At 56.1% G+C, this 15,061-nt stretch carries 2 protein-coding genes; one reads left to right on the top strand and one right to left on the bottom strand.

The genetic code is table 11. The annotated features are described in order from the left end of the window. Window position 1: 1 nt before the first annotated feature. Window positions 2-3,184: a SusC/RagA family TonB-linked outer membrane protein gene (locus ACFE8Q_RS21425; protein WP_375447482.1), complete on the bottom strand. Its 3,183-nt coding sequence runs from the start codon at window positions 3,182-3,184 to the stop codon at window positions 2-4. A 483-nt stretch (window positions 3,185-3,667) separates the two neighbouring features. Here ACFE8Q_RS21425 and ACFE8Q_RS21420 point away from each other — a divergent pair, with 483 nt between their 5' ends. After that, the gene (locus ACFE8Q_RS21420; RefSeq protein ID WP_375447481.1) at window positions 3,668-15,031 is read left to right on the top strand and encodes a hypothetical protein; all 11,364 of its coding nucleotides are present in this window, start codon (window positions 3,668-3,670) and stop codon (window positions 15,029-15,031) included. Window positions 15,032-15,061 lie beyond the last annotated feature (30 nt).

Here is a 15,061-nt window from a genome sequence, read left to right as displayed (position 1 = left end):
CTTAAAACGAAGCGGTGAGTTTAACTTGGTAGGTACGTGGAATAGGTACGTTGCCGAAATCGACGCCGCGCAGCAGGTCGTTGGCACCACCCGCGTTGGTTTCGGGGTCAAAGCCGGTGTAGTTATCCCACGAGTACAGGTTGCGACCCACCACGCCAACAGTCAGGTTACGAATCTGTTTCACAAACGAGGGGAGCGTGTAGGTCAGAGCCACCTCGCGCAGTTTGGTATACGATCCGTCGTCGATGCGCCATTCCAGTGTGTTGTAGATGGCGTAGATATAACCGCGAGGAATCTCGCCGGTCAGCTCTTTGGCAGCGTAGTCGCCCAGACCAACGCCCTGCCGGGTACGTTTGTCGGCGTTGAAAACCTGTAGGCCCTGCACCGCATCGACCAGCACATGCAGCCCCAGCTTCTTGTAGGTCAGGTTGGTACTCAGCGACCCGGTCCATTTCGGGTTCGGATTACCGATAATTACGTTGGCCGTTGTTTTGCCCGCTACCAGCACCTGCCCGTCTGATGTTCGTGCAGGTACGTAGCCGAGTTCACCCGCTTTCTGGGCTATATCGGCCCGCTCCGACTGGGGGAAACCGCTCCGGGTCAACACATAGGAACCATCAGAGTTTCGGGCGAAGGCCGAGCCAAAAAACACCCCGGCAGGCTGGCCCTGCAACAGCGTAACAGGCGCACCAGCGGCATTGTCAATGGTGATAACCGGGCTACCCAACGAGAGCACCTTGTTGCGGTTCTGGTTGTAGATAGCCGTTACATCCCACGAGAAATCTTTGGTGCGAATGGGCGTAAAGCCCAGCATGACTTCAAAACCTTTGTTTTCCATCGTGCCCACGTTATTCACGATGCTGGCACCGCCCGATGAAGGAGCAAGCACCCGGTTTACCACCAGGTCTTTAATCTGCTGGTTATACGCCGTTACGCTCAGGTTGATGCGGTCGGCAAAGAAGGAGAGGTCAATACCGCCTTCCAGCTCGGTCATGCGCTCGGGACGAACTAGTGGATTGGCCAGTTGCGAACCGGGAAGCAATGTGCTTTTGCCCAAATAAGCCACCGGCGAAAATTGGTAGAAACGGCTGTATGACCCAACGCCCGACAGGTTGCCCGCTTCGCCGTAGCTGGTCCGTAGCTTTACGCTGTTGACGACTTTGCCCAGGCTTGAGCTTTTCCAGAAATCAAAATCAGACAGCACCACTGAGCCACTCAGTTTGGGGTACGACTGGTTGGTAACGTCCGGCGAGAATTTCGATGACTGATCGCGGCGAACAGCACCCGTCAGGAAGGCCAAGTTCTTGTAGCCAATGGTAGCCTGTGCAAAGTAACCACTCAGGTCGAACCGGTCGAGGCTGTAATCGGCCAGAACGGTAGTGCTGGCTGCACCGCGCACCGTTTCGATGAATGGTGACAGGTTCTGCCCTGAGGCTGTCTGGTAATCGGACCGGAAATACTGGTAATTGTAGCCAACGATAGCGTTCAGTTTCAGGTCGCGGGTTAGCATGCGTTCGTAGCCAACGTTCAGGTCGGAATTGATCTGGAAAACGGCGTTGTTGGCCGTGGCGGCAAACCCGCCGGGGTAGAGGTTCGCCCCCAGCGATGCCTGCGCTACGTAAGGGTAAGGCCGGATGTAGTTCTGGCCCACTTGCCCATAAGCATCAACGCCCAGGATATAATCGACGGTCAGGCCCTTCAGCGGAGTCAGGTTTAGCTGCACATCGCTGATGGTCCGGTTGACCGACTGAGTGAATTTCATGTCCTCGATCGTCGACAATGGGTTTACGCGGGGGCCTTCCACGGCTTTCAGGTTGCCGGAGGCGTCGCGCTGGGTGATGTCATAAATATTGTTGACAATGTTCACCGAGTTGATCGGGCTGTAAAACACGTTGCCGTTGGCTTTCTCGTTGGCAAAGCTGTTGATGTAGCTCAGGCCCGCCGAGAGCTTGGCCCAGTCGGTCAGCCGCTGGTCAACACGGGCGCGGAGGCTGTAGCGCGTGAAGTCGGTGCCTTTGATGATGCCCTGGTTGTTGAGCAGACCAAACGAAACGACGTACTGCGTTTTGTCGGAACCGCCCGAAATAGACAGGGAATTATCGGTGCCGTAGCCGGTGCGGAAAATCTGATCGAAGTAGTTGTAGCGCGTTACGCCATCGACCACGTTGGAAAGCAGCCGGTTATTGTCAATCAATCCATCGCGGTAGATCGGCAGAAACGTGGAAGCAGGATTGTCTTTCAGGGCCTGCGCTTCAGCAGCCGACCCCGGCGCAAAGGCCGTGATGGTATAGAGCCGTTGCTGGGTGTTGCCGAACGTTTTATTGACCAGGTTCACCGGCACCCCTTTGCGCAACTCATTGGTATTGAACGAGGTACTGAACGTAATGCGGGGTGCGCCCGCTTTGCCGCGTTTGGTCGTGATCAGTACTACACCGTTGGCAGCCCGCGATCCATACTGCGCGGCGGCGGCGGCTCCATTAATGACGTTCAGCGTTTCAATATCGTTGGGGTTAATGTCGGCGAGGCGGTTTTGGCCGGGGTTTGCTGCGCCAATGTCGGCACCGGGGGCCAGTTGCGACACGTTGGCACTCTGGTTGGACACAATTACCCCGTCGATCACGTAGAGCGGGTCCGACGAGCCGGAGAGCGATTTTATTCCCCGCAGCCGGATGGAGATTGACCCGGCCGGGTCGCCGGAGTTTTGCGTAATCTGTGCGCCCGGCACTTTTCCCTGCAATGAATTGAGCAACCCGCCCGATCCGCTCTGGGTCAGATCCTGCGCCTTGATCGTGGTGATGGCATTGCCCAGTTCGCGCCGTGAGGTCTGGATGGTTGACCCAACCACCACCAGGTCGTTCAGGTTATTGGTAGCCGTTTTTAGTTGGCTGCTCACCGTAAGCTGCTCTGCCGAGCCTAAAGAAATTGCCTGCCGGATGGTCTCATACCCAATCGCCGAAATCACCAGCGTAGCCGGTCCTGGTTTCACCGTAGCCACAAGCGTATAGTTGCCGTCGGCGTCGGAGTTGGTGCCGATGGTTGTACCGGCGATGAGCAGGGTTGCGCCGGGTAGCGGCTGACCGCTGTCTTCGGTGACCCGGCCTTTGATGGTGTAGCGGGTGGGCGATTGGGCTACCGCGCTAAGGCTGGCCATTGAGAGGCACAGCAACCAGAATAGGCTCTGCATAAACAAAGACCTGTGCATTCTGTATAGTTTGTCCATTGATTAATGAAAGATGAGGTAAGTACTGATACCAAAATACAAGTTAACGGGCAATTGTCGACAGATAATCGTTAAAAGTGGACGGATGGTTTTAGAATGCTATGTATATATACTCTATAGTAAATACATGTGACCTTTTATTAAATAAAGTATTAATACGCTAACAAAAATACCAATGGCATAGTAGTTGGAGGGCTTATGGTGCCCTGCGGTCTGTATCCAACTTTTATGCGTAAATACGGCTACTTCATTTATGTTCTTTATGTAATTATCCGACTGGTAGTCAGTTTGTTAGCTTTGTCGTGCCCACATATGTTGCAGGCCCAATCTGTTGAGATATGTAATAATGGCATAGATGATGATGGCGACAAACTCATTGATTGTCAGGATCCTGACTGCCCGGAGTGTGTTCGGTTTGAAAGTTGTGTACAGCCCAACACGTGCTACATGCCACCTATATGGGGTGTCCCCAATGGCGGCGGGGCAGATGTGTATGGGTCACAGGACCTGGTCCTTTCTACATCGGCTCCTTATACAACGGTTACCATTCGCAGTGCCGACGGCTCATACACAAAGACTGTTGCCGTTACCTCAACGGGCTCAACCATTGTATCGCTGCCATTAACAGTGGTGATGTCGAATCTGGCTAACACGAAGGAACAAAGCAAAGGACTGATCATCACCTCTGGCGAACCGGTTCAGGTAACCTACCGGCTCACCCCTAACCTCAACCAGGATATTGTGCCGCTAAAATGCCGGGCTGCGCTTGGATATGCCTTTTATGCTGGTAGCCAGACCAGGCTAGGCGGCAATAACGTGGTAAATGAACGGCATTTCGTGTCGGTCATGGCCACCCTCGACGGTACGACGGTAACCTTCAACAGCCCAATTGACCTCGAAGGACATCCGGCAAACGTACCATTCACCGTTACACTGGATGCTGGACAGACCTACATGGTGACCTCTAAAGTGATCAACAGCGGGGCAAATACAGAAAACAAGTCAGTAGCAGGTACGTTGGTTACCTCCGACCCCGACCACCCGATTGTGGTCAATTCAGGTTCACAGCATACGGCACAACCCTACAGCGGCAATCGGGACGCTGGTATCGACCAGTTGGTACCAGCCCGTACGGTAGGGACCGACTATGTGGCTGTCCATAGCCTGAACACCACAGCTAATTCGGATTATATATTTGTGGTAGCGATCGAAAACAATACGACCGTCACCATTTCGGGGCCAACTACGACCACAGGTACGTCATCGGTTCTGTCGACAACGACCTTGCAGGCGGGTCAGGTATACACGTATAATTTGCCCAACCAGGCTCAGAATCGGGCTTTTTACTGTAGAACAAGTAAGAAGGCATACGCTTATCATGTGTCGTCGTATGCTCAGAATGAGTTTGGCATGGGCCTCTTGCCTACGATCAATCCATGTAACGGGAGTAAGCGCATTGATTTTTACCGCACCACGGCCGCCTCTAATGATCAGGCGCTGGTCACGATCCCGTCGTCGGGTACGGCTAGCCTGACATTCAGGGGACAACCGTTTTCGGTGTATGGCACAGTGATCGACCGGATTGTGGTCAATGGGGTGCAACAGAGTATTATCAGTTTTCCGAATAGCTCCATTGCGGCGGTAGACAACGTTAATACGCTGACGTCGAATGAGCGTTTCCATGTTGGCGTAGTCTCTAACACGGGCGGCGCATCGACGGGAAACTACGGCTATTATTCGAACTACGAAGCCCGCGTCGATGTCATCAACGCCCAATCGGGACAGCCCGACGATTTTATCACCGTAGCTACGGTAACTGTAGGCAGCCCGGTTGATTATTGCCTGACACTGACCAGTTGTGGCAATACCAATACGATCAAGAACATCATACCGGGTAAGTACACAAAATCGGCCACGTTCAACAGCCAGCAGTGCGTTACCTATACCATGAGCACGACGGCCCCGATCTGCGCCCGCGACACCATTCGGGTTATTGTGCAGAACGAGCTTGGGCGCCAAGGGCAGGTATGTCTGGAATATGTCAATAACAACAATGACCTGATCGTCAGTGTATTGTCTAGTTCGTCGGTGGTCTGTCAGCCAACGGGCACGGTATCCCTGACGGTCATACCGATCAGTTCGGGGGGAAACTACCAGTATCAATGGATCACGCCTGACAAGCAGGTGCTTACCACGAAGAGTATTCAGGGGGCGGTACCGGGGCGGTATTTTGTCAGCGTCAGCGATGGCAACACCTGTACCGATACGACCTCGATTGTGGTGAAAGCCGACACACCCACCATCAAATTCACAGGTACGTCGGCCAGTAGCACATCATTTTGTGTGGGCGCTTCGGTTCCTTACACCCTGTCGGCCACCGCAGGTACGTATACCTGGAGTGCTACGGGCGGAACCATCACCTCGGGCGGTACGCCAACCAGCCAAACGGCAACCGTACGCTGGGGCTCGGCGGGTACGGGCATGCTGCGGGTGGTAGTAACGAGCGTCAACGGCTGTACGGCGGTTGTGACACAGACGGTGGCCATTCAGGCAGCACCAGTGTTATCCTTTTCCGTACAGAATGCCGCCTGTTTTGGCCAGGTTACCGGTTTAATAAACCTGACGCCCAGCGGGGGTACTACGCCCTATACCTACCGCTGGACTAGCCCAACGGGCACTACAGCCACTACTGAAGACCTGACCAACGTGGCAACAGGTACATACTCGGTCACCGTTACCGATCGGGGCGGGTGCGTTGCATCGGGCAGTGCTACGGTTGGTCAGTTTACGACAATAACCATTACCTCGAGCGTAACAAATGTGGTGTGTAACAGCCGAACTACGGGGGCCATTAGCCTGTCGGTGTCGGGTGGTGCACCGGCCTATCGGTATTCGTGGAGTAGCGGTGGCAGTACACTGGCTGCCACAAACCCAGGCCTGACAGGGATTTCGGCAGGTACGTATGTGGCCACCGTGATCGATGCCAACAATTGCGTAGGCAGTTTGACGGTGGTGGTAACGCAACCCCCGGCTATTACGCTAACCATTACGCAACAGGATGTAGCCTGCACCGGTGCGGCTACGGGCAGCATAAACCTGACGCCCACCGGTGGAACGGGGGCATTTAGCTATAAATGGACTGGCCCAGTGGGTACCGGTGCTACCACAGAAGATTTATTGGGGCTGGTGGCCGGTACCTACTCCGTTACGGTGACCGATGCAAACGGCTGTACGGCCACCACGTCGGCCACGATTCAGCAACCGCTTGTGCTTGTCCTGACCACAACCCGCATAAACCCAGCCTGTAATGGAGCCAACACCGGCAGCATCGATCTGAGCGTGTCGGGCGGAGCGACTGGGTACGTCTACCGCTGGGTTGGACCAACGGGTGCCGGGCCAGCAACACAGGACCTTTCGGCGTTGGTGGCTGGTACGTACTCCGTTACAGTGACCGATGTAAACGGATGCCAGAGTGTAACGGCGGTGACGCTGACGCAGCCTTCTGCCGTATCTGTTAATGCTATTCAGCAGCATGTTAGCTGTTTTGGTGGAAATAACGGGAGTCTGACTGTGTTTCCATCGGGGGCAACTGCACCCTTCACGTATACATGGGCTGGCCCGGTGGGTAGTGGCGCAACAACGCAAAATCTTGCTTCGCTGGTGGCCGGCGCGTATAGCGTAACGATTACCGACGCCAGCCAGTGTAGCGTGGTACAGTCGTATTCGGTAACCCAGCCCGATGCACTTTCCTTAACGGCTGTCAGGCAGCAGCTTGCCTGCAACGGAGCCTCTACGGGTAGCATTGACCTGACGGTATCGGGTGGAAAAAGTCCGTTCCAGTATGCCTGGACTGGCCCGGTGGGTACGGGGGCAGCAACCCAGAACATTATGGCATTACCGGCCGGCAGTTACTCGGTCGTGGTAACGGATGCCAACAACTGCCTGGCGAGCCAAACAGTCAGCCTCACGCAGCCTGCTGCCCTGCTGCCTAATCTGACCAAACAAAACGTAGCCTGCAACGGAGCAGCCACCGGCAGCATTACCCTGGCCCCAACCGGCGGAACCGGAATATACACGTACCTGTGGACTGGCCCCGTTACTGACGGGGCCACAACGCAAAACCAGACCGGCCTAATTGCGGGAACGTATTCAGTGGTTGTGACAGATACCAATGGCTGTACAGCTACGGCGTCGGCCATACTAACTCAGCCAACCGCTTTAACATTGACCTCGGCCCGTCAGAATCCGGCCTGTTTCGGTGCCATCAACGGCAGCATCGACCTGACGGTGTCGGGTGGAGCGGGGGCCTATTCGTATAGCTGGGCGGGCGGCCAACTAACGCAGGACATCTCGGCATTGGTGGCAGGTACGTATTCGGTCACGGTGACGGATGCCAATGCCTGTCGGGCGGTTCTGACCACTACGCTGACGAATCCACCCGCGCTTAGTGTTGTTTTGGCCCGTCAGAATCCAGCCTGTTCTGGCGCGTCGACGGGGGGCATTGGCTTAACTGTTTCGGGCGGTACAGGGGCCTATACCTACCGCTGGAACACGGGCGGCACCACCGCCAGCGTGTCTGGTCTGGTGGCTGGTACGTATTCGGTAACGATAAGTGATGCCAATGCGTGTTCAGTTGTTCAGTCGGTGACGCTGACAAACCCACCGGCGCTGACGTTGACCGCATCAACGCAGAATCCCGTGTGCTTCGGCACGGCTACGGGACGTATTACCCTGACACCAACGGGCGGAACAGGTGTATATACGTACCTGTGGACTGGCCCCGGCAGCAACGGCGCTACCACACAAACCCTGACCAGCGTATCGGCAGGTACGTATCAGGTAACGGTTACGGATGCCAACGGATGTAGCCAGACGTTGGCCACAACCCTGACTGCTCCACCTGCGTTAACCCTGGCGCTGGCCCCAATATCGGTAGCCTGTAACGGAGCGGCAACCGGCCTGGTGAGCTTGACAGCTACGGGTGGAACGGGCGCATATAGCTACCAATGGAGTAATGGGTCGAGCAACCAGTCATTATCATCCATACCGGCTGGTGCCTATTCCGTTACCGTCACCGATGCTAACGGCTGTGTGGCCAAGGCCCAGGCAACGTTACAACAGCCGCCAGCATTGACCGTAACATTGCTGCTACAGTCCGTTTCCTGTTTTGGTGGCGCAGACGGCGGCATTGGGCAACTGGTTCAGGGCGGAACGGGCGCATATACTTACCAATGGAGCAACGGCAGGTCAACGTCGCTTTTAACGGGCGTCACGGCCGGAACATACTCGCTGACGGTCACCGATGCCAGTGGATGCACAGGAACCGCCACCGCAACCATAACGCAACCTACTGCCCTGTCGCTGTTGGCTACAACGCAGCAGGTGACCTGCTTTGGCGGCGTGAACGGGGCAATCAATGCAACGCCTTCTGGTGGCACCACGCCTTATTCGTTCCGCTGGTCGGAGGGCAGTTCTACCGAAGACCTGTCGGGATTGGCGACCGGTACGTATTCGTTGACGGTCATCGATGAGAATGCCTGCGCTATCACGATTAGCCGGTCGCTGACCCAGCCAGTGGGCCTGACGGCTAGCCAGAGCCATACCAATGTGAGTTGCATGAACGGGGGCAATGGAGCCATTGACCTGACGCCCGGCGGCGGGGTAGCACCCTACACCTATTTGTGGAGTACCGGAGCTACGACACCAGCTATTTCCGGGCTGACATCCAACACATATACCGTTACCATCACGGATGCCAATGGCTGTCAACTGGTGGTTTCTGTACCTGTTACCCAGCCCGTTCCGCTGAGTATTCAACCCGATCCGTCGTTGGTTCTCTGTAATGCCCAGCCTGCCAGCATCGTCACCGACACGCGCGGCGGCACATCGCCCTATTCGTACCGGTGGAATACGGGTGCAACAACGGCTTCGGTTTATGGGTTAGCTGCTGGCTCCTATTCTATTGTTGTCACAGATATAAACGGTTGTACGGCTACTACGTCGGCTACGATTGTGGAGCCGCCGCCGTTTGGTATTGCGGCCAGTGTAACAGCGGTGGCCTGCAATGGCCAGCCGACCGGGGTTATTTCGTTGAAAATTGAAGGCGCTACACCACCTTATGCACTCACGATGACCAACGCCGCCAACACGGTGGTGAGTAACAGTACACTGACCACGGGCTTGCCTGCCGGGTCATACATCATTAACGTGGTTGACAGTAACAGTTGTGTTCAGAGCACCACTATATCAATTACTGAACCGCCCGAACTGACACTGGCGGCGCTGGCAACGAACGTACTCTGCTACGGCGACCAGCAGGGCGTGATCAGCCTGACGGCTACCGGCGGTCGCACCCCGTTCGCATTTGCCTGGACTGGCCCAATGGCTGGCGGTGCTACTACGCCAACCCTGACAAACCTGTCGGCCGGGAGCTATAGTGTGGTGGTTACCGACGCCAACGGCTGTACGGCCACAGCTACCCGAAGCGTAACCCAGCCGCCGTTGCTGACCCTTGGGGCCAGTTATGGCGATGTGACCTGCTTTGGCGGCAACGATGGTCAGATCACGGTTGCGCCCGCCGGAGGTACGTTGCCCTATTCGTATGCATGGGCCGGGCCGGTGGGGAATAGCCAGACAACGGCGACGAATAATAACCTGATTGCGGGTGTATACAGCGTAACGGTCACCGACGCCAATGGCTGTTCGGATGAGCTACGCATTACCATCGACCAACCTTCAGCCTTATCAGTAACGGTTTTCTCCGAAAATCTGACCTGTTTTCAGAATGCGTCGGGCAAGATCGAGCTGGCGGTTGCTGGCGGCACAGGGTCCTATTCGTATTCATGGACCGGACCAACGGCCACGGGGGCAACGACCCAAAACCGGGCTAACCTGGTGGCAGGTATGTATTCGGTGACCGTGACCGATGGGCATGGCTGTTCGGAAATCCGGTCGGTGACGCTAACCGAACCCACTTTACTGACACTGACCAGCACAAGGCAGGACGTGATTTGTTTTGGTAACGCAACCGGCAGTATCAGTCTGACCGTTTTGGGCGGAACCGGCCAGCCTTCCTTTCGCTGGGGCGATGGCAGTACGGCAAAAGACCGGACAGGTTTGGTGGCTGGTACGTATTCCGTCACCATCACAGACGCTAACCAGTGTGCGGCTGTCAAGTCGTTTACGATTACGCAGCCTCCGGCGCTGACGTCGGTCGTGAGTAGCCTGAGTATTGCCTGTTTTGGGGGCACAACCGGTAGCATTAATCTGACGGCTACGGGCGGCAACTCGCCCTATTCCTACAGTTGGAATGATGGGCCAACGCTCCAGAACCGGACTGGTCTGGCTGCCGACAACTACCTCGTTGTGGTGACAGATGCCAACGGCTGCCAGACCAGCAATGAGGTTACACTTGCTCAGCCAACGCCACTCGTTCCAGCCCTGACGCCAACGCCCGCCCGTTGTTTCGCCAGTGCCGATGGAAGCGTAAGTGCCACCCTACAGGGAGGAACCCCCACGTATGCCTACGTCTGGAACACCGGCGCAACATCCTCGTCGATCACGGCGCTGATGGCAGGTACGTATAGCCTGACGGTAACGGATGCAAACAGTTGTACGGCTCTGGCGCAGACCACTGTAGTGCAGCCAACGCAACTCTCGATCACGAGTACCCAAACGAACATTCTGTGCAACGGCGGTATCAACGGACAAGTCAACATAACCGTGTCGGGCGGTACACTTCCGTACGTGTATCTGTGGACGACCGGTGCCATAACCTCATCCATCGACAACGTACCTGCGGGAGTTTACGCCGTGACGGTTACGGATGCCAATGGTTGTAGTCAGATCAGGTCATTTACGCTGACCCAACCAGCGGCGCTGTCGGTAGCCGGATCGGGTACAAACATCAGTTGTTTTGGTGGCACCAATGGTACAGCCAGCCTGACAGCCAGTGGTGGCGCAGGACCGTATACGTACCAATGGATCGGCCCGGGCGGTGCCCGTTTTATAACTCAGGAAATCAGTGACGTGCGGTCTGGCGTGTATTCGGTGACCGTAACCGATGCGAACCAGTGCTCAACCCAGACAAACCTGACTTTAACGCAGCCCGCCGCCCTGACAGGAATCCTTAACGGCATTGGTGTCCGTTGCTACGGTGGGTCCGACGGGCAGCTCAAGATAACCATCGGCGGGGGCACCAGCCCATATACCTACGACTGGCTGGATGTTGTGTTGAACAGCCCCAATCGAACGGGATTGCCCACCGATACCTATTTGGTGAACGTCACCGATGCGCAGGGCTGCCGCCTCACGCTGATTCATTCATTGACTCAACCGACAGGGGTAGTGCTGATGATGTCTATCCTGCCACCTCGTTGCTCTGGAAACACCGACGGTATCGTGTCGGCTACGGCACTGGGTGGAACGCCGGCAATAGGTGCCGCTACGTATAGCTATAGCTGGAATACCGGGGTTGTGGCGCAAACGCTTCCGTCGCTACAGGCAGGTACGTATTCGGTCACCGCCACTGACGCGAACGGGTGTACGGCAACTGCTTCAGCCCTGGTTGATGAGCCTGCCAGTCTGAGTGTAACTGCCACGACGGTATCTATTCTATGTTTTGGCGGAGTAAACGGCCAGATCAATGCCGATATAGCCGGAGGGACGTTGCCGTATTCGTACTCGTGGACGGGTCCGGCAAGTAACGGCACCACGACCCCGAAGCTGACAGGAGTACCGGCTGGCGTGTATTCGCTGACCGTAGTTGATGCCAATGAGTGTTCGTTGGTGCGGTCATTTACGCTGACACAACCACCGCCCATATCATTGATTACCAGCACACAAAACAGCGCCTGTTTCGGGAGCCTTACCGGAGCAATCAGTCTGACAACGGTAGGAGGGAACCCGATACCTGGCCCCGAAGCGTATGTTATTAGCTGGAATACAGGCGCTCGAACCGCTGACCTGACCGGCCTTACTGCGGGTGTGTATTCGGTCACCGCCACCGATGCGAACCAGTGTGCGGCTACAACCAGCGTGACGCTGACCCAACCGCTGGCCTTATCGATCAGCGCTTCGACAACCAATATCACCTGCTTCTCTGGAACAGACGGGGCCATAAGCCTGACGCTAGCCGGTGGTACGCAGCCCTTTAGCTATGGCTGGACCGACGGAAATACCGGGTCGGACCGCACGGGCCTGAGCGCAGGTACGTATCAGGTGGCGGTAACGGATGCCAGCGGCTGCGAAATTGCCCTCAACCGAACGCTCACCCAACCTGATCTACTCCGACTACAAATCAATACGGCCGATGTTAGCTGCTTTGGCGGTGCAGACGGAGCTTTGTCGGTTGTTGTAGTTGGTGGAACAACAGTGCCAGCAGCCCAACCCTACGTATATAGCTGGACTGGCCCGACGGGCACCATCGGCACGTCGACCTCGGCGGCAACCGGTCTGGTGGCGGGGACGTATGCTGTCCTGGTTACCGATGCGAGCCGGTGTAGTCAGACGATCAGCGCAACGATCAGCCAGCCTTCGGCCTTGTCGGTGATGGGCACGGCCACGCCTGCTTCCTGCGCGGGCGGGCATGACGGAGCCATTAGCCTGACTGTTACGGGTGGTACACCGCTATACCAGTACGCCTGGACTGGCCCGGTAGGTAGTGGTGTAACAACACCCGGTCAGAGCAGTTTGGTGGCGGGCTTATATTCGGTAACGGCCACTGATAAGAACGGCTGCTCGGCCCTGTTGTCGCTGTCGGTGACTGAACCGCCGCAGTTGACGATCGCCATGGCCCTGCAAAATAACCTGTGTAACGGCGACAACACCGGACGGGCAGAAGCTACGGTGACGGGCGGCACCGGCCCCTACAGCTACACTTGGACAGATGGCGAATCGACCACGGCATTGAGTATGACGAATCTGCTCGAAAACGTGTCGGCAGGTTCCTACACGTTATTCGTAGCCGATGTCAATGCCTGCCGCGATACGATCACGATTACGCTGACCCAACCCCTTCGTATAGCGGTCGAAACCAGTTTAACTCACGTTAGCTGTTTTGGAGGCACTGATGGAGCCATCAGTTCGACGCTTGCCGGAGGCACCCCCGGACCGCCAGAACAACCCTATACCTACAGTTGGAAAACCAGTTCATTGGGCGTACTGCCCACTACGCCAACGCAACAGGGCTTGCTGGCCGACGCCTATGTGCTTCGCGTCAGAGATGCCAATAATTGCCCCGCTGAATTTGTCATAAGCATTGGCCAGCCCGATGCCCTGAGTATGAGCGGGCAAATTAGTCCGGCTACGTGCTTCGGCAATGCCGACGGGGCAATCAGTCTAACGGCGCTGGGCGGAAAGGAACCGTACAGGTACGTATGGCAAAATACCCTTGGCATGGTGGTCGCCTCTACATCGATTGCCAGCGGCTTATTGGCGGATATTTACAGCGTTACCCTGATCGATGCCAATGCCTGTGAACGAACCAGTTCATTTACGGTTACGGAACCCACCGCTCTCAGTTTGGCTACCAGCGTAACCGACGTTCGTTGCTCCTCTGGCACCGATGGGGCCGTGAGCCTGACAGTAAGCGTAGGAACACCTTCCCACAGTTATTTGTGGAGTAACGGCCAGGCAACCTCATTGATTAGCGGATTAACGGCTGCTCTGTACAGTGTTACGCTGACGGATGGGAATGGCTGCTCTACTGTGCGTTCATTCACGGTACATCAACCCACCGCACTTTCGCTGATCAGTCGCCAGGCCAGCGTAAACTGCTCGGGCGGTGCCGACGGAACAATCAGTTTGAGCGTTTCAGGAGGCCTGTCTGCGTCAGGTACGTCGCCTTACACCTACGCATGGGCTACCGGAACCACTGCACTTACGGCGTCAACGGCAATGATAGCGGGCTTATCGGCGGGTGCTTATTCTGTTACGGTGACCGATGCCAATGGCTGTTTCCTGGCCAACCGGTTCGTGATTGAACAGCCCGATCCGCTTACGGTATCGGGATTGCCAACGTCGGTTTCATGCGTTGGGCAACCCGCCACGGTTACAACCGAAGTGCGGGGGGGCACAGGACCATACAGTTATGCCTGGAGCAACGGCACGATCAACGCCACGGTAGTAAGCCTGACCGCCGGAACATACTCCTTGACCATTACCGATGCCAACGGCTGCACCGCCAATACGACTGTCTCTGTAGTACAACCGCCGCCGTTTGGCCTGAATGCCGTTGTGAAACCGGTAATCTGCAACGGATCGGCCACGGGCAGTATCGATGTGACCGTTGAAGGGGCTACTCCCGGACTGCCAGCTCAGCCGTACAGCTACTCGTGGAGTACAGGTGCTGTAACAAAAGACCTGGCTAACCTGACCGCCGGTACGTATTCGCTGACCGTCACCGATGCCAATGGGTGTCACGAAGTAGTCAGCTTCATGCTCACGCAGGCTACAGATCTGATGCTTACCGGACAAGCCACTGCGCCGAATTGCGCCGGACCAATGCCGAGGCAGGATGGCCAACTGCTGCTCACCAGCTTTGATCCAACCTGGCGCTTCGCGGTTTCGGAAGGAGACAGTTTCACCACCGTCATTACCGACGCAGGTACGTTGCCGGTTGTGCCCGCCAATGGCGTGTTACGGACTGATCTGCCCAACCCTGACAAGGCAACGGGGCAACCGTATACAATTCGAATCTACACGTCGGATGGTTGTAGTAAAGACCTGACAGTGATCGTACTTCCGGCGAATTGCTTTTGTAAACCAGACGTTTGTGTCCCCATTCGTATCCGAAAAACGAAGGGGCTATAAGGAGACGTAAATGCTGTAAACCGAAACATC

The sequence above is a fragment of the uncultured Fibrella sp. genome (assembly GCF_964250085.1).
In the GTDB taxonomy this organism is placed as follows: domain Bacteria; phylum Bacteroidota; class Bacteroidia; order Cytophagales; family Spirosomataceae; genus Fibrella.
Note: the sequence above shows the minus strand (reverse complement) of the source record. Positions and strands in the feature narration are given on the sequence as shown.